Source organism: Citrobacter sp. CRE-46, assembly GCF_059615875.1.
Genome location: NZ_CM184341.1, coordinates 1,836,481 through 1,853,660 on the forward strand (window position 1 = coordinate 1,836,481; position 17,180 = coordinate 1,853,660).

Sequence of the window (17,180 nt, forward strand, 5' to 3'; positions counted from 1 at the left end):
GCATAATGAAAACGCTGCTGATTATTGACGCCAATCTCGGCCAGGCTCGCGCTTACATGGCGAAAACCCTGCTTGGAGCGGCGGCGCAAAAAGCGCATCTGGAAATTATTGATAATCCGAATGATGCAGAGCTGGCGATTGTTCTGGGCGACACGCTTCCTGCTGATAGTTCGCTGAACGGCAAAAAAGTCTGGCTCGGCGATATCGGTCGTGCGGTTGCGCATCCTGAACTCTTCCTCAGCGAAGCGAAAGGTCATGCAAAACCTTACAGCGCCCCGGTTGCGACAACGTCTGTTGCCAGCAGTGGCCCAAAACGCGTGGTGGCGGTGACGGCTTGTCCGACCGGCGTTGCCCATACGTTTATGGCTGCTGAAGCTATTGAAACAGAAGCGAAAAAACGTGGCTGGTGGGTAAAAGTTGAAACCCGTGGCTCGGTCGGGGCAGGCAATGCCATTACCCCGGAAGAGGTGGCTCAGGCGGATCTGGTGATTGTGGCGGCTGACATTGAAGTTGATCTGGCGAAGTTTGCCGGAAAACCAATGTACCGCACGTCTACTGGCCTGGCGCTGAAGAAAACCAAACAGGAGCTGGATAAAGCGCTGGAAGAAGCGACGCCGTATCAGCCAACCGGCAAGGCGCAGTCTGCGGCAACCGAAGGGAAGAAAGAGAGCGCTGGCGCGTATCGCCACCTGCTGACGGGCGTGTCCTACATGCTGCCGATGGTTGTTGCTGGCGGTCTGTGTATTGCGCTCTCATTCGCCTTTGGTATTGAAGCGTTTAAAGAGCAGGGCACGCTGGCGGCGGCGCTGATGCAGATTGGCGGCGGTTCAGCCTTTGCGTTGATGGTGCCGGTTCTGGCGGGGTACATCGCGTTTTCCATCGCTGACCGTCCGGGTCTGACGCCAGGTCTTATCGGCGGTATGCTGGCAGTAAGCACCGGTTCTGGCTTTATTGGCGGGATTATTGCCGGTTTTCTTGCCGGTTATGTGGCGAAGCTCATTAGCACCAGGCTGAAACTCCCACAGAGTATGGAAGCGCTGAAACCGATTCTGATCATTCCGCTGCTTTCAAGCCTGGTGGTGGGTCTGGCCATGATCTACCTGATCGGTAAACCGGTAGCCGGCATTCTGGAAGGTCTGACCCACTGGCTGCAAACCATGGGTACGGCGAATGCGGTGCTGCTCGGTGCGATTCTTGGCGGTATGATGTGTACTGACATGGGTGGTCCGGTTAACAAAGCGGCGTATGCTTTTGGTGTGGGCCTGCTGAGTACGCAAACTTATGCGCCGATGGCTGCCATTATGGCGGCGGGGATGGTACCTCCGCTGGCGCTGGGTCTGGCAACGCTGGTTGCGCGTCGTAAGTTCGACAAAGCCCAGCAGGAGGGCGGTAAAGCTGCGCTGGTGCTGGGCCTGTGCTTTATCACCGAAGGGGCTATCCCATTCGCCGCGCGTGATCCGATGCGCGTTCTGCCTTGCTGTATCGTTGGTGGCGCGATTACCGGCGCTCTCTCCATGGCGGTAGGGGCTAAGCTGATGGCGCCACACGGCGGTCTGTTCGTGCTGTTAATCCCTGGCGCAATTACGCCGGTGGTTGGTTACCTGCTGGCCATTATTGCCGGTACGCTGGTAGCCGGTCTCTCCTACGCGGTGCTGAAGCGCCCGGAAGCAGAGGTTGTGGCAAAGGCGGCCTGATTAAGCGCTGAAATCCAGGGCAGAGATTTCTCTGCCCTTTTTTATGCCTTAACCCTTACCGTTACAGCATCGCCACAATAATCCATCCTGCCTTAAGCAAATTCGATAAAGTGCCTTTAAATCAAACTGGTCACGGAAATCGAATATGAAAAAAGCGCCCATTTTTGCTGCTCTGTCACTCGCGACGCTTCTACTGTCGGGATGTTCAACCACCTGGGTGATGACAACAACGTCAGGTGCAACAATAGAGACGCAAGGCAAGCCTGAGCAAGACCCCGGGACAGGACTGACAAAATATGCTGACGCCTATGGTTATCACCGCGTGATTAAAAGCAGCGATGTGAAGCAAATAGATAAAGGTAAGACGGTATTGATGTGGTGAGCCGGGTTAAGTGAATAGAGAATCATTCAGGGGCGAAATCTTTCGCGCCCCTGAATAAGACGGCTCAGGCAATCATTGGGGCGATGATAAAGCCAAAGGCAACGCCCGCGATGATCCCACCCAGTCCCGGCAACATAAACGGATGGTTTAAGACATACTTACCTACGCGCGTTGTCCCGGTGGTGTCGAACTCCATCGCCGCCAGTGAAGTCGGGTACGTTGGGAGAACAAACACGCCGGTCACAGCCACATAGGAAGCCAGAATTGCCCAGGTAGGAACGCCAAGCGCGACGGCAAGCGGGATAATCAACGGCGTGGTGGCTCCCTGCGAATAGAGCAGCGCGCAGGTGCCAAACAATACCAGAGCCAGCAGCATCGGGTAGGCCTGCAGAATATTCCCCGCGATGTCCTTAATCTCCGCTAGGTGCGCGTCAATGAATGTGGTTCCCAGCGTAACAATGCCGAGAATGACTGCCAGCGAACTCATCCCGGCGCGAAAAGTTGACGTCAGGACAATGGCATCTGTAGATGTTTTGCACAGCACCACCATCAGGCAAGCGGCAGCCAGCATGCAGATGATAATGATATCCCGCGTATTCATTGGGCTGCCAACATCAAATCCAGGGCGTAGCTGCGGGAATGCGGCAAGAATAACGATGAGCACCGTGGCCAGCATAAACAGGGCGACTGAAAGTTTTGCACCCGGTGTGGTACTGTTTTGCCCTTCGTATTTGCGCACCAGCCCTTTCTGCAGGCGTTCCAGATAGACCTCATCGTCCTGGAGTTCACATCCCTGGCGCGAGGCGATGAATGCCCCAACCATCGCGGCAACAAACGAGGCGGGCAGACATACCGCCATAACCTGGATAAAGCTGATACCGTTGCCTTCCATGATGGTCAGCATTGCGGCCATTGCAGCGCTGATCGGCGAGCCGGATATTGCAACCTGAGATGCCACTACGGAGCCTGCGAGCGTACGAGAAGGGCGGATGCCTGACTCTTTCGCAACTTCGGCAATCACCGGCAGGGTAGAAAAGACAATGAAACCTGTTCCCGCCATTATGGTCATCGACCAGGTGATAATCGGTGCAATAACATTGATATATTTAGGATTACGACGCATAAAATTACCGGCAATGCGTACCAGATAATCCATGCCTCCGGCTGCCTGTAGCGCTGATGCCGCCACAACCACCGTCATAATAATAAGAATGACGTCCACAGGCGGCGAGCCAATTTTCAGACCAAATCCCAGGGTTAAAATAGCCAACCCCAGCCCACCGCATAAACCGATACCAATTCCGCCGAGGCGGATGCCGAAAAATATTGCGCCTAATACTACGAGAATTTCCAACCAAAGCATAATGGCCTCCGCCAGATAATAATTCGCTATAAGAATGGCTTTTATTAAATGTGATGATTAAATGGTGGTTTTTTTATTGCGCCAGAAGGTGGCTTTTTCCAACGCGTTTTTCATACCACTTAATTCCGGCACGAACCAATGAACCGGTTGAATCAATATATTTTTCTGGTGATGTCTTGACGGCTTCAGCAAGGATGACGGGGACTTCAGTACATCCCAGAACGATGACTTCCGCGCCGCGTGCAAAAAGTGCTTCAGCCTGTTCATTCATTAATTTTTGTGCTTGCTTAACATCTCCTGCTTTCAGGCAATAAATACTTTCCATGACTTTTTCCTGGCTGGAAGAATCAGGGCTGACGCAGGTTAACCCAAGAGACTCTATCCCTTTTTGGTAGAGACCCATGTACAACGTGGCATTGGTAGCCAGCAGTCCGATGCGCGATTTTCCGCAGCTTCTGACCTCATTCAGGGTTGTCTCCACAATACTCAGCAACTCCGTATGACAGGATTCTTTTAACTCTTTAAACCAAAAGTGGGCGGTATTACACGGGATCACAATACACTCCGCGCCAGCATCTTCGAGTTTATGCATATAATCGCGCATGGCCGGAAGGGGGGAATTACCATGACGCATTAATGCGTCAGTACGGTCGGGTATATCAGGAATGGATGAAATAATTAATGGAATATGTTCCTGATCGCGTTGCGCTGCAGTAAATGTGACGAATTTATTAAATAGATCGACGGTTGCAGCAGGTCCCATACCACCAAGTACGCCAATTAAACCTTTCACGATATATACCTCGTTTAACCATTAAATAATATTCAGGCTATGTTTTACCTTGTCCTAATGTTTAACAGCAGAGCGTCGCGACGAGAAATGCAATAATGTTTGGCTTAATGCAAAAACCGCATGGCTGTAGTTTTTTTCGCCTTTCTATGAGGTCAGGATAGGGTGCGGAGCCTGAAGATCTGCAAGCAGAGTAGGGTTGTGGCTGGATGGTGACGCTGACATGTTAATGTCAAAAACGAAGGCTTGATGCAAAAAACGAATCATTATGGGCTAATCGTCAATACCATCTTTGGAATTGTTCAGGCATGATGTTTTTAGGCTCATCAACATATTTAAACATCCGCGTGACAGGCATGAAAAATATTGAGACAAAATGGTTATATGATTTCCTGACGCTGGAGGCATGCCGTCATTTTTCCCAGGCTGCGGAGGAGCGCAATATATCTCAGCCGGCATTTAGCCGGAGGATCAAAGCGCTCGAATCAGCCGTGGGGGTGCAGCTGTTTGATCGCACGACGACGCCGCTGCAATTGACGGAGGAGGGCAAGTTATTCCATTCGCAAACGCGTAGCCTGCTACAACAGCTGGAATGTAATCTGGACGAACTAAGCGGTCACAATCTGCTTGGGGTCCCCAACATAAAAATCGCGGCAGCGCATTCTTTGTCGCTGACCATGTTGCCCCGGTTAGTGCATTCAATGGCGGCCTGGGGGGAAGAATTTGTCTGGCACGTCGAGGCGATTGATGTGGTGCAAGCGGTAAATACCCTGCGCGAGGGGAAAAGTGATTTTATTATCTCGTTTCGTGATGAGGATTTAATGCAGTCGCCTTTCTGTGGCTTGAAGGTTTTTGAGTCAGAGCTCTATCCTGTCTGTGCTACCGATGGACAGGGGTACGCGTTGTTTGATATCTATCAGCCGCAGGCGCCGATTCTGAACTATACCAGCACATCCTACATGGGAAGATTGGTAAACCGTCAGTTAGCGGAAGTTGGCGGCATTTCAGCACGAACGTTGTTTATGTCTTCGATGAGTGAGTTGTTGAAAAACATGGCGCTGGATGGGCATGGGATCGCCTGGCTACCAGCGTGGTCGATCGTCAACGAGCTGCGCGATAAGCGTCTGGTGCGCCTGGAGACACCTGAACTGATGGTACCTATTCAGGCCTATATTTACCGGATGGATACCCGATTGAATAAAACGGCTGAACATTTCTGGCGTATTCTGTACAACCATATGCCAGAGGACCTGGTTTCGCTTACCTGAGACGCGCCAGCTCGTCTGGCGCATCTGAAAAATTTCCGGTTATACCGGAGTTATACTTTTTAGCCTGCTTAATTTGTGTACTACCTCTCATTTTCTCTCTCCCTTACAAACTGTATCTATAAAAAATTGTGATTCTGTTCATATCTATTGACTTTGGTTCTTGCAGATAGATTTACTTTGTCAAAAACACGCTTACTATAAACACATGTTCGATACTGAACATGTGCTCTAATAATTTTGTGTGTGGCGGTGGTTATTCTTAACGAACTCATTTGTGGCAAGATAATTGCCAGGGGACGTGCTATGCGTGAAAAGGAATACATAGTAACTATTGGCTCGGCCAATATGGATGTTGCTGGGTATTCGCATGCTTCTCTAAATTATGCGGATTCGAATCCAGGAAAGATAAAATTCACCCCCGGCGGAGTTGGACGCAACATTGCACATAATCTCGCGCTATTGGGTAAAAATTCGTGGTTACTGACTGCGGTTGGTAATGATTTTTATGGTCAATCGTTATTGGCGCAAACTAATCTATCCGGAGTACATGTTGATAAGTGTCTTATCGTTCCGGGAGAGAATACATCGAGTTATTTATCTCTGCTTGATAACACCGGTGAAATGCTGGTTGCCATTAATGATATGAGCATTACCGAACATATTTCACCGAGTTTTTTAGCGCAGCAGCGTGATTTTATTCGGCAGGCGAAAGTTATCGTCGCCGATTGCAATATCAGCGAAGACGCCCTTGCATGGGTGCTGGAAAATGCCGGAGATGTTCCGGTGTTTGTCGACCCGGTATCGGCATGGAAATGCGTCAAAGTTCGCGAGCGGCTTGGACAAATTCACACCCTCAAACCTAACCGGCTTGAAGCCGAAACGCTGAGCGGTATTGCGCTTTCCGGGCGTGATGATGTTGGCAAAGTGGCCGCCTGGTTTCACGATCGCGGCTTAAATCGCCTGGTGCTCAGCATGGGCGGTGACGGAGTTTATTACAGTGATATTGCGGGGGATTGCGGTTGGTCGCTGCCGATTAAAACTCACGTCATTAATGTTACCGGGGCTGGCGATGCGATGATGGCGGGACTGGCTTCCTGCTGGGTAGACGGCATGCCCTTTATTGATTCGGTTCGATTTGCGCAGGGTTGTTCATCAATGGCATTAGCCTGTGAATATACCAATAACCCTGATTTGTCTGTTGCGAATGTTATCTCAATCGTGGAGAACACAGAATGTCTGAATTAACTCTTTCCTCTGAATTATTACAAATATCTCCAGAAGTACAGGAAGCATTAAACAGTAAAAAACCGATTGTTGCCCTCGAGTCAACCATTATTTCTCATGGTATGCCATTTCCGCAGAATGCCCAGACCGCTATTGAAGTAGAAGAAACTATTCGTAAGCACGGGGCAGTTCCTGCGACCATTGCCATTATTGGCGGGGTAATGAAAGTTGGTTTAAGCAAAGATGAAATTGAATTGCTTGGAAGAGAGGGGCATAGCGTTACTAAAGTCAGTCGTCGTGATTTACCATTTGTGGTTGCTGCAGGAAAAAATGGTGCGACGACAGTTGCCTCAACCATGATTATTGCCTCCCTGGCTGGAATTAAAGTATTTGCGACGGGCGGGATTGGTGGTGTTCACCGTGGTGCTGAACATACCTTTGATATTTCCGCAGATCTGCAAGAACTGGCGCATACCAATGTCACGGTAATTTGTGCCGGGGCGAAATCTATTCTTGATCTCGGTTTAACGACCGAATATTTAGAAACCTTTGGCGTGCCGTTAATTGGATATCAGACCAACGCATTGCCGGCATTTTTCTGCCGAACCAGTCCGTTTGAGGTCAGTATCCGTCTGGACAGCGCAAAAGAGATTGCCCGTGCCATGGCGGTGAAATGGCAGACAGGTCTCGACGGCGGTCTGGTTGTTGCAAACCCAATCCCGGAGCAGTTTGCGATGGCTGAAGAGAAAATTAATGCGGCAATCGATCGGGCGGTAAAAGAAGCGGAAGAGCAGGGGGTTGTGGGCAAAGAGAGTACGCCGTTCCTGCTGGCGCGCGTTGCGGAGCTGACCGGTGGTGACAGCCTGAAATCAAATATTCAGTTGGTGTTCAACAACGCGGTACTGGCTTGTGAAATTGCGAAGGAGTATCAACGCCTCGCCTGACCAAATTTTCCGGGCAGAATGCGGTCGCCCGCGGATAGCAAACCTACCAAAACCTGGCGGTAACGCCGGGTTTCCTGGCATGAAGGGAATTTCATTATGGATATAATGAGAAGTGTTGTGGGTATGGTGGTATTACTGACTATCGCGTTTCTGCTGTCAGTAAATAAAAAGCGTATTAGTCTGCGTACGGTCGGGGCAGCACTGGTGCTGCAAATTGCAATCGGCGGCATTATGCTCTATTTCCCGCCGGGGAAATGGCTGGTTGAACAGGCCGCGCTCGGTGTCCACAAGGTGATGTCATACAGTGACGCGGGTAGTGCATTTATCTTTGGCTCCCTGGTCGGGCCAAAAATGGATGTGCTGTTCGACGGAGCCGGGTTTATCTTCGCCTTTCGGGTGCTCCCGGCCATCATTTTTGTGACCGCGCTGATCAGTCTACTCTACTACATTGGCGTGATGGGGCTGTTGATCCGCATCCTTGGCGGTATTTTCCAGAAAGCGTTAAACATCAGTAAGATCGAGTCATTTGTCGCAGTAACCACGATTTTCCTCGGGCAAAACGAGATCCCGGCAATCGTGAAACCGTTTATTGACCGGCTGAATCGCAATGAGCTATTTACCGCTATCTGTAGCGGGATGGCCTCGATTGCTGGCTCAATGATGATTGGTTACGCTGGAATGGGCGTTCCGATTGACTATCTGCTGGCGGCATCGTTGATGGCAATCCCTGGTGGTATTTTATTCGCGCGTATGCTGAGTCCGGCAACTGAAGAATCTCGCGTCACCTTTGAGAACCTGTCATTTACCGAAACGCCGCCGAAAAGCATCATCGAAGCAGCGGCGAGTGGGGCGATGACCGGGCTGAAAATTGCCGCAGGCGTGGCGACGGTAGTAATGGCATTTGTCGCCATTATTGCGCTGATTAACGGCATTATCGGCGGAATTGGTGGTTGGTTTGGTTTTGGTCACGCCACCCTGGAAGGGATCTTTGGCTATGTGTTAGCCCCGCTGGCGTGGATTATGGGCGTTGACTGGAGCGATGCGACGCTGGCAGGTAGCCTGATTGGACAGAAGCTGGCAATCAACGAGTTTGTCGCCTATCTCAACTTCTCGCCGTATCTGCAAACCGGCGGGACACTGGATGTGAAGACCATTGCGATTATCTCGTTTGCGCTGTGCGGGTTCGCTAACTTTGGTTCGATTGGCGTTGTCGTCGGCGCATTTTCGGCGATAGCGCCACAGCGAGCCCCGGAAATCGCGCAGCTTGGAATGCGCGCGCTGGCAGCAGCAACGTTGTCAAACCTGATGAGCGCCACCATAGCGGGTTTCTTTATCGGTATAGCATAGTGAGAATAATGCCGGATAAGCGTGGCGCTATCCGGCATTACATTTAAGCTGTTTGCAGCAAATATAAGGCGTTATCTGCCGAGAGGGTTGGGTTGTTAATGCTGACGCTGGCTCGCGATAATGCCGCGCAGGCCATGGCAAAGTGAGCGCTTTCACGGAACTCGCTACCTTCCAGAAAGCTGTACAGCAATCCCGCCATAAAAGCGTCATCGGCGCCAAAACTGTCTACGATCGTATGATTGGGAGGCGTCAGTAAAAACTGCTCTCCGTCCTTTTCGCTGCAAAAAACAGATTCATCTTCCAGACAGACAAAGATCCGTTTTACCCCTTGCTGATGCAGACTATTGACGGCCAGTACGCGATCGGCATCTGAATGGATAGGTTGACCCCACAAAATCGCCAGCTCTTTCTGCGTTGGTTTTAACGTATGAATACGCGTAAACCATGTCTTCATTTTTGCCGCTTTGAACTCTGAAACGGTGTCAATGAATACCGGAATATCATCTGCAATAGTAAAGACCCACTCAATGGCTTCGGCGGTCAGATTGCAATCTGCCAGTACGACACCGGAATGGCGGATCAAATCTCGCGACCCGTTCAGCAACTGCGGCGTTAATTGCTGCAGGATATGGGTATCGTTAATTGCCAGTACGGTTTCTTCCTGCTGATTAGCGATCGACAGGTAGGTTGAGGTGTTATGCCCATGCAGGCGTATGCAACTTGCAACGTTAACGCCGGCCTGACGCGTTTGTTCCAGCAATGTTTCCCCATAGAAATCACTGCCAACAGCGGAAATTAAGTGAACGTCGCGGCCCAGCAGCGCCAGGTTGTGGGCGATGTTGCGTCCTACGCCGCCTGCCGAGCAGTGAATGCTGCCAGGATTAGAGGCAGCCTGAGGATAATGGATGTCTGCAACACCACGAATATCCATGTTGATTGCTCCGACAACCACACAATAATCCTGTTCGGTAAGGATATAACCTTTACCTTTGATCATGCCTTTACGCATCAAATCCATAATATGCGCAGCGACGCGTGAACGGCTGATTTGCAGAATATCGGCGATTTCATTTTGCTGAATCAACGGATTGCGACGCAAGATCTTAAGGATCTGCTTTTCCCTGTCGTTCATGATTACGCCACCGCTTGTTCAGTTTGCTGGGCTTTCAGCCAGGCAATCTCTTCTGCCCAGATATCCGGATTAATCGTTTCCAGCACCAGCGGAATGCCATCAAAACGACTGTCCTGCATGATCCAACGGAAAGCGTCGTGGCCAATATTCCCTTCACCTAAGCTGTGGTGGCGGTCGACACGACTGCCAAACGTGCTCTTGGCGTCGTTCAGGTGCATACCGCGTAGATAGCTGAAACCGACAATACGTTCAAATTCCGCAAACGTCTTTTCGCATTCCTCGACAGAACGCAAATCGTAACCGGCAGCGAAAGCGTGGCAGGTATCAATACAGACGCCAACACGGGATTTATCTTCAACACCATCAATAATGGCGGCAAGGTGCTCAAACTTAAATCCGAGATTGCTGCCCTGTCCGGCGGTATTTTCGATAACTGCCGTAACCCCCTGGGTCTGAGCAAGGGCGATGTTGATAGATTCAGCAATGCGCGCCAGACATTCATCTTCCGGGATCTGCATCAAATGGCTGCCCGGATGAAAGTTGAGCAGCGATAAACCGAGCAGTTCACAGCGCTGCATTTCATCGATAAATGCATCGCGTGATTTTTCCAGCGCATCGCTGACCGGGTGGCCGAGATTAATCAGGTAGCTGTCGTGAGGCAGGATCTGAGCGGAAGTATAGTGATACTTCTCGCAAGCGGATTTGAAATCATCAATGATTTCAGTGGTCAACGCCGCGGCGCGCCACTGACGCTGATTTTTGGTGAACAGGGCGAATGCGGTAGCTTCGATTTCTGCGGCCCGAATAGCGGCGTTAGCCAGACCGCCAGCGGCGCTTACGTGCGCTCCGATGTATTTCATGAATTAAACCCGCCATACTCAAATTCAAAAAAGGAAGAGTATAGCGGGTCAACTAACGTTAGTCGTGATCGTTTATGCCATTAGCGCGTGGATAGCGAAGTTAATCGCACCACCGCCTACAATCAGCCAGACAAACAGCAGTAGCGCCATCAGCAAAGGTTTAGCACCGGCTTTTTTCAGGGCGCTCACGTGAGTGGTTAGCCCCAGTGCGGCCATCGCCATTGCCAGCAGCACGGTATCCAGGGTCACCAGCATACTCACTACCGACTGCGGCAGCAGGTGGAAAGAGTTAAAAATCGCCACCACAATGAACATGATGGCAAACCATGGAATGGTGATTTTGCTCTTCTCACCACCGGTTGCCGGGGACAGTTGTTTTACTCGTGCGGCTAGCAGGATGAGGAACGGAGCCAGCATCATGACGCGCAGCATTTTGGCAATAACCGCGGCGTTTTCAGCATCCGGGTTAATGGCGTGTCCGGCGGCAACAACCTGCGCAACTTCATGCATGGTGGAGCCAATGTAAATCCCATAAGTCTCGGGAGTAAACCAGTGCGCTAACAGCGGATACATCGCCGGATACAGGAAGATAGCGATAGTACCGAAGATAACCACCGTGGCGACGGCGACCGTCACCTTACTGGCTTCGGCTTTAACGACAGGCTCTGTTGCCAGTACCGCGGCGGCGCCACAGATGCTGCTGCCCGCGCCAATCAGCCAACTGGTGTGACGGTCCAGACCAAACACTTTCTGCCCAAGGAAGCAGGCAATCATGAAGGTGCTGCTGAGCGTTAATATGTCGATTACGATACCGCTGACGCCGACGTCAGCAATTTGCGCGAAGGTAAGGCGGAAACCGTAGAGGATTATCCCCAGGCGTAATAAATGTTGTTTAGCAAACAGTACGCCGCCATCGCAGCTTTTCCAGATTTGTGGATACACGGTGTTGCCGATAACCATCCCAAACAAGATGGCTAAGGTGAGGGCGCTAAACCCGGCACCTGCGACGGCGGGAATGGATCCCCCCCACAAGGCGGCCCCAGTGATAACTGCACTCAGGGCAAGCCCCGGAATAAAATGCCACGCTGTACGACGATGAGTCTGTAAGGTGAGTTCTGTCATATCCTTCTCCTTTATCTGGGTAAAAGAGTACGGCGATGTGGTTTAAAAATAAAATTGATTATATATTTATAATTAATCTATATAAGTGGTATACCCGTCATACTTCAAGTTGCATGTGCGTTGGCTGCGCTCGTTCACCCCAGTCTCGTACTTAAGTACGCTCCCGGGGATGCTCTCTCTTGCCGCCTTCCTGCAACTCGAATTATTTAGGGTATAAGTAACGGATATCCGGTGGAAAACGACTATGCATATCACCCTGCGACAACTTGAAGTGTTTGCTGAGGTACTGAAAAGCGGCTCGACGACTCAGGCATCTGTCATGCTGGCATTGTCGCAGTCGGCGGTGAGTGCGGCGCTTACCGATCTGGAAGGGCAGCTTGGCGTACAGCTCTTCGACCGCGTTGGCAAGCGGCTGGTGGTCAATGAGCACGGGCGCTTGCTCTACCCGCGCGCGCTGGCGTTACTTGAGCAAACGATAGAAATCGAACAGCTTTTTCGTGAGGATAATGGCGCGATTCGCGTCTATGCCAGCAGCACCATTGGCAATTACATTTTGCCCGCCATGATCGCCCGCTATCGCCAGGATTTTCCCGATTTACCGCTGGAGCTAAGCGTGGGTAACAGCCAGGATGTGATCAACGCTGTTCTGGATTTTCGGGTAGATATTGGGCTGATCGAAGGACCATGTCACAGCACAGAAATTATCTCTGAACCATGGCTGGAGGACGAACTGGTGGTGTTTGCCGCCCCATCTTCGCCGCTGACAAAAGGTCCCGTGACGCTGGATCAACTGGCTGCTTCGCCGTGGATTTTACGTGAGCGAGGCTCCGGTACGCGTGAACTGGTAGATTATCTGTTGTTATCGCATCTGCCGAGATTCCAGATGGCGATGGAGTTGGGTAACTCCGAGGCCATTAAGCATGCGGTCCGCCATGGGCTCGGTATCAGCTGTTTGTCGCGTCGGGTCATTGCAGAACAGTTACAGGCGGGTACGCTGAGTGAAGTCCCTGTGCCGCTGCCGCGTTTAGTTCGCACGCTCTGGCGCGTTCATCATCGACAAAAGCATCTCTCTAATGCCATTACGCGCTTTTTACATTACAGCGATCAGGTTGCGCAGGGCGAATAAGGCACTCACTGGCGTAATAGCACCTCTATGCATAACGGCGGTTTCGTCTTAACCGCCATGCTCCGCCCATTTTCTGCTTTACTTATAATCCGCGGCCAGTCATGAAGGTCTCTTATAACAGCGCATTTGTGCCGGAAGAAAGCCCTTTCGTCTGCTACAATCGCGCCTCATTTTTTGGATGGATAGCATTTTCACATGGTTTCCGAAACTAAAACCACAGAAGCGCCCACGCTACGTCGTGAACTGAAGGCGCGTCACCTGACGATGATTGCCATCGGAGGCTCCATCGGTACAGGTCTTTTTGTTGCATCTGGTGCAACTATTTCTGCGGCGGGTCCTGGCGGCGCGTTGTTCTCGTATATTCTGATTGGTCTGATGGTGTACTTCCTGATGACCAGTCTCGGTGAACTGGCAGCCTTCATGCCAGTTTCCGGTTCGTTCTCCACCTACGGTCAGAACTATGTAGAAGAAGGCTTCGGCTTCGCGCTGGGCTGGAACTACTGGTACAACTGGGCGGTGACAATTGCCGTTGACCTGGTAGCCGCACAGTTGGTAATGAGCTGGTGGTTCCCGGACACGCCAGGCTGGATCTGGAGTGCGCTGTTCCTCGGCGTTATCTTCCTGCTGAACTACATTTCCGTGCGCGGGTTTGGCGAAGCGGAGTACTGGTTCTCACTGATCAAAGTGACCACCGTGATTATCTTTATCGTGGTTGGCGTAATGATGATCTTCGGTATCTTCAAAGGCGCTCAGCCGGTGGGCTGGAGCAACTGGACGACCGGTGATGCGCCGTTTGCCGGTGGTTTTGCCGCGATGATTGGCGTGGCGATGATTGTCGGCTTCTCCTTCCAGGGAACTGAGCTTATTGGTATCGCGGCAGGTGAATCGGAAGATCCTGAGAAGAATATTCCACGCGCGGTGCGTCAGGTGTTCTGGCGAATCCTACTGTTCTATGTGTTCGCGATTTTGATTATTAGCCTGATCATTCCGTACACCGATCCAAGCCTGCTGCGTAACGATGTGAAAGACATCAGCGTTAGCCCGTTCACGCTGGTATTCCAGCATGCGGGTCTGCTGTCTGCGGCGGCGGTAATGAACGCGGTTATCCTGACGGCGGTACTGTCTGCGGGTAACTCCGGGATGTATGCCTCAACGCGTATGCTTTACACCCTGGCCTGCGACGGTAAAGCGCCGCGTATCTTCGCCAAACTGTCTCGTGGCGGTGTGCCGCGTAACGCACTGTATGCAACTACGGTGGTGGCGGGGCTGTGCTTCCTGACCTCAATGTTTGGCAACCAGACCGTATACCTGTGGCTGCTGAATACTTCCGGGATGACGGGCTTTATCGCCTGGTTAGGGATTGCTATCAGCCATTATCGTTTCCGTCGTGGTTATGTGCTGCAGGGGCATGATGTGCAGGATCTGCCGTATCGTTCTGGCTTCTTCCCGCTGGGGCCGATCTTTGCCTTTGTGCTGTGCCTGATCATCACTCTGGGTCAGAACTACGAAGCGTTCCTGAAGGACAGTATTGACTGGGGCGGCGTGATGGCAACCTATATCGGTATTCCACTGTTCCTGATTATCTGGTTTGGTTACAAGCTGACGAAAGGCACTCATTTCGTTCGCTATAGCGAAATGAAATTCCCTGGACGCGTGAAGAAATAACCGTATAAAAAGCATAAAAAACCCCGGCATGATGAGTGCCGGGGTTTTTTATTGCGCCAGACTTAGAAGCTGTAAGTCAGGCCAACCGTGTAACGACGGCCATCGAGAACGGTGTCGTAGGTGTCATAATCGATTTGCTTATCCAGCACGTTATACACGCCGGCGGTCATCAGCAGATCCTTGGTAGCATAGTAGCGTAAACCAACATCGACCTGCGTATACGATGGCGTACCTTGTGCCATGGAGGTACGGCTCAGGTGCTCAGACGTTTTCCCGCGCAGATTCAGACGACTCCAGAAACCGAGATCCTGCGTTGCCTGCCAGTCCAGCGTGGTGTTAAACATATGCTTTGGCATTTTGTTTAATGGCTGACCGGAGAACTGACCGCTTTTCTGCTCAGATTCTGTATAGGTGTAGTTCGCCGTCCAGTTGACGTCGGAGGTGATTTTCCAGCCGAAGGTGGATTCTACGCCGCGCATATTGGCTTTATCGACGTTCACACGATCGCTGACGAAATCATAATGGGTGCCACCGATGGTGCAGGCCGGGTCGGAACTGCTGTTACAGCGACGCACTTCGGTAATTTTGTTTTTGAAGTCGGTATTGAATAGCGTCACGCCCGCGTTGAGATCGTTGCCGTTATCCCACAGTAACCCGATCTCTTCGCTCAGGCTTTTCTCTGGCTTCAGATCCGGGTTGCCGACAATGATCCCGTTCAGACGACCGCCGCCGGTGACCTGCCCCCAACTTGCAGAAGACTGACGCAGGTCCGGTGCGCGATAGCCCGCAGATACGCCACCTTTCAAGGTCCATTGATCGCTCAGATGCCAGACGCCGTAACCGCGTGGTGTCCAGTTGTCGCCGTAGTTTTCATCTTTATCCATACGCAGACCGCCGGTCAGCGCGAAGGTATCGGTAATAGCCCATTCATCTTCAGCAAACAGCGCCCAGCTCCAGCGGGTCAGTTTGTTCAGCCCATCGGCAGCTTGCAACTGGTTACCGTTATCGCGCAGTTTCTCATAACGGTACTGTCCACCCACTGTCAGGGTGTGCGCCCCGAGGAAAATCTGGTTCTGATTGTTAAAGATGGTGTTGTAGGACTTCATCTGGCGACCAGGGTTGTCAGTCTCTTCCTGCTGGACATAGCTGGTGGAGTTGAAGTCGTCGTAATAGCCGCTATGGGTGAGTGAATATGTGGTGTGCACATACTTGCTTTCGCTTTTACTGTTGGGCTTACAGCTTCCGTTGCGGCAGATTTCTTCAGCCCTGGATTTGCCCGGCGTACTGTCACGATCCTGCAGTTCACGTGCGTAATCGAAGTCGATGTCGTTTTTATCATCCGGCGTGAAGTTCAGGGTTAAACCCCCGTTACGCATACGCTGTTCATTGTAGCCATTGAGGATTTCATCTTCGGCACGATGAGAGAATAATCCGGTCACCTTCGCACCGAGTAACCCGTCAATCAGCGGCCCGGACGCATAGGCATTCGTCTGGTAAATATCACCGGAATCCCTGTCTTCCTGGAAAGTGGCATCGCCATGTAAGGAGCCGGTCCAGGCTTTGGTATTCGACACTTTTTTGGTGATGACGTTGATAACGCCACCCATCGCATCAGAGCCGTAAAGCGATGACATTGGTCCACGGATAACTTCGATGCGCTCGATGGATTCCAGCGGCGGTAACCAGCCTTGTTCAATCCCTGAGTTATCGCTGTTAGGTCGTGTGCTGCGTGTGCTGATGCGTTTGCCGTTGACCAGGAACAACGTGTATTGCGAAGCCATACCGCGAATACTGATATCGCTGCTGCTGCCGCCACCGGTGACGACGACGCCTGGGACATCTTTTAGCGCATCGGTGACATCGCGATAGGCTTTGTCTTCAATTTGCTGCTTGGTAATAACAGATATCGACGCGGGGGCGTCCTGAATTTTCTGCTCGAAGCCGGTAGCGGTGACGACGACGGTGTCCTGTTCAGCGGCATGGCCGAGTGATGGGAGACTGGCGACGCATACTGCGGCAGCTACAGCCTTAACGTGAGGTATAGTCATTTGTATCATTCCATTTAAATGAATCAAACTGCGCGTCATGTGAAAGGCCATGACAATTGTATGTATTTGTCTTTTAAGGACTCTTTTCAGTAAAGAAGCGAATGGATTGTACAAAAGTATGAATTTTTGTAAACACAAATGATAATCGAAATCATTTGTGTTTGGCATGGTTTGAGGGGAAATTATTATTAAATCAATAAGATAAGTGAAAAAGA

General features: G+C 51.3%; 14 protein-coding genes. 8 read left to right on the forward strand and 6 right to left on the reverse strand.

Features of this window, described 5'->3' with window-relative positions:
• Positions 1–5: 5 nt before the first annotated feature.
• On the forward strand, positions 6–1,694 hold the full coding sequence (fruA, locus tag AC534G_RS08575) for a PTS fructose transporter subunit IIBC (RefSeq protein WP_038642023.1): 1,689 nt from the start codon (positions 6–8) through the stop codon (positions 1,692–1,694).
• A 145-nt stretch (positions 1,695–1,839) separates the two neighbouring features.
• The gene (locus AC534G_RS08580) at positions 1,840–2,076 is read left to right on the forward strand and encodes a YgdI/YgdR family lipoprotein (protein WP_069323442.1); all 237 of its coding nucleotides are present in this window, start codon (positions 1,840–1,842) and stop codon (positions 2,074–2,076) included.
• Between the two features lie 64 nt (positions 2,077–2,140).
• Here AC534G_RS08580 and AC534G_RS08585 read toward each other — a convergent pair whose 3' ends face one another.
• Positions 2,141–3,439 (reverse strand): anaerobic C4-dicarboxylate transporter, encoded by a 1,299-nt coding sequence (locus tag AC534G_RS08585; protein WP_038642019.1) that lies wholly within the window; start codon positions 3,437–3,439, stop codon positions 2,141–2,143.
• 73 nt (positions 3,440–3,512) lie between these two features.
• Positions 3,513–4,232: a cysteate racemase gene (gene cuyB, locus AC534G_RS08590; RefSeq protein ID WP_038642017.1), complete on the reverse strand. Its 720-nt coding sequence runs from the start codon at positions 4,230–4,232 to the stop codon at positions 3,513–3,515.
• A 353-nt stretch (positions 4,233–4,585) separates the two neighbouring features.
• Here cuyB and hypT point away from each other — a divergent pair, with 353 nt between their 5' ends.
• The 4 genes from hypT to AC534G_RS08610 all read left to right on the forward strand — a co-directional run bounded on the left by hypT (position 4,586) and on the right by AC534G_RS08610 (position 9,012).
• A complete protein-coding gene (hypT, locus tag AC534G_RS08595; protein WP_038643258.1) occupies positions 4,586–5,497 on the forward strand; it encodes a hypochlorite stress DNA-binding transcriptional regulator HypT in 912 nt (303 codons plus the stop codon).
• Positions 5,498–5,800: 303 nt separating this feature from the next.
• Positions 5,801–6,742, forward strand: coding sequence for a pseudouridine kinase (locus AC534G_RS08600; RefSeq protein WP_110497401.1), 942 nt, complete (start codon positions 5,801–5,803; stop codon positions 6,740–6,742).
• The gene (locus AC534G_RS08605) at positions 6,730–7,665 is read left to right on the forward strand and encodes a pseudouridine-5'-phosphate glycosidase (RefSeq protein WP_038642013.1); all 936 of its coding nucleotides are present in this window, start codon (positions 6,730–6,732) and stop codon (positions 7,663–7,665) included. The genes AC534G_RS08600 and AC534G_RS08605 overlap by 13 nt, the downstream gene beginning before the upstream one ends.
• Before the next feature lie 96 nt (positions 7,666–7,761).
• On the forward strand, positions 7,762–9,012 hold the full coding sequence (locus AC534G_RS08610; protein WP_038642011.1) for a NupC/NupG family nucleoside CNT transporter: 1,251 nt from the start codon (positions 7,762–7,764) through the stop codon (positions 9,010–9,012).
• Positions 9,013–9,055: 43 nt separating this feature from the next.
• Here the strand turns inward: AC534G_RS08610 and AC534G_RS08615 are convergent, their stop codons facing one another.
• The 3 genes from AC534G_RS08615 to AC534G_RS08625 form a co-directional block, all read right to left on the reverse strand.
• A complete protein-coding gene (locus AC534G_RS08615; RefSeq protein ID WP_069323444.1) occupies positions 9,056–10,144 on the reverse strand; it encodes a sugar kinase in 1,089 nt (362 codons plus the stop codon).
• Positions 10,145–10,146: 2 nt separating this feature from the next.
• Positions 10,147–11,004, reverse strand: a complete 858-nt coding sequence (gene nfo, locus AC534G_RS08620; RefSeq protein ID WP_038642007.1) for a deoxyribonuclease IV — start codon at positions 11,002–11,004, stop codon at positions 10,147–10,149.
• 72 nt (positions 11,005–11,076) lie between these two features.
• Entirely contained in the window at positions 11,077–12,126 is a 1,050-nt protein-coding gene (locus AC534G_RS08625; RefSeq protein WP_038642005.1) for a YeiH family protein, read from the reverse strand.
• 244 nt (positions 12,127–12,370) lie between these two features.
• Here AC534G_RS08625 and yieE point away from each other — a divergent pair, with 244 nt between their 5' ends.
• A complete protein-coding gene (yieE, locus tag AC534G_RS08630) occupies positions 12,371–13,252 on the forward strand; it encodes a DNA-binding transcriptional regulator YeiE (protein ID WP_069323445.1) in 882 nt (293 codons plus the stop codon).
• Between the two features lie 195 nt (positions 13,253–13,447).
• Entirely contained in the window at positions 13,448–14,917 is a 1,470-nt protein-coding gene (lysP, locus tag AC534G_RS08635) for a lysine-specific permease (protein ID WP_038642000.1), read from the forward strand.
• A gap of 62 nt (positions 14,918–14,979) precedes the next feature.
• Here the strand turns inward: lysP and AC534G_RS08640 are convergent, their stop codons facing one another.
• Entirely contained in the window at positions 14,980–16,965 is a 1,986-nt protein-coding gene (locus AC534G_RS08640; protein WP_110497403.1) for a ligand-gated channel protein, read from the reverse strand.
• Positions 16,966–17,180 lie beyond the last annotated feature (215 nt).

Coding starts and splice junctions, on each gene's coding strand:
- fruA (WP_038642023.1), top strand. CDS start 6: ATGAAAACGCTGCTGATTATTGACGCCAATCTCGGCCAGGCTCGCGCT.
- yieE (WP_069323445.1), top strand. CDS start 12,371: ATGCATATCACCCTGCGACAACTTGAAGTGTTTGCTGAGGTACTGAAA.
- AC534G_RS08580 (WP_069323442.1), top strand. CDS start 1,840: ATGAAAAAAGCGCCCATTTTTGCTGCTCTGTCACTCGCGACGCTTCTA.
- nfo (WP_038642007.1), bottom strand. CDS start 11,004: ATGAAATACATCGGAGCGCACGTAAGCGCCGCTGGCGGTCTGGCTAAC.
- AC534G_RS08600 (WP_110497401.1), top strand. CDS start 5,801: ATGCGTGAAAAGGAATACATAGTAACTATTGGCTCGGCCAATATGGAT.
- AC534G_RS08585 (WP_038642019.1), bottom strand. CDS start 3,439: ATGCTTTGGTTGGAAATTCTCGTAGTATTAGGCGCAATATTTTTCGGC.
- AC534G_RS08605 (WP_038642013.1), top strand. CDS start 6,730: ATGTCTGAATTAACTCTTTCCTCTGAATTATTACAAATATCTCCAGAA.
- AC534G_RS08615 (WP_069323444.1), bottom strand. CDS start 10,144: ATGAACGACAGGGAAAAGCAGATCCTTAAGATCTTGCGTCGCAATCCG.
- AC534G_RS08625 (WP_038642005.1), bottom strand. CDS start 12,126: ATGACAGAACTCACCTTACAGACTCATCGTCGTACAGCGTGGCATTTT.
- AC534G_RS08640 (WP_110497403.1), bottom strand. CDS start 16,965: ATGACTATACCTCACGTTAAGGCTGTAGCTGCCGCAGTATGCGTCGCC.
- AC534G_RS08610 (WP_038642011.1), top strand. CDS start 7,762: ATGGATATAATGAGAAGTGTTGTGGGTATGGTGGTATTACTGACTATC.
- hypT (WP_038643258.1), top strand. CDS start 4,586: ATGAAAAATATTGAGACAAAATGGTTATATGATTTCCTGACGCTGGAG.
- lysP (WP_038642000.1), top strand. CDS start 13,448: ATGGTTTCCGAAACTAAAACCACAGAAGCGCCCACGCTACGTCGTGAA.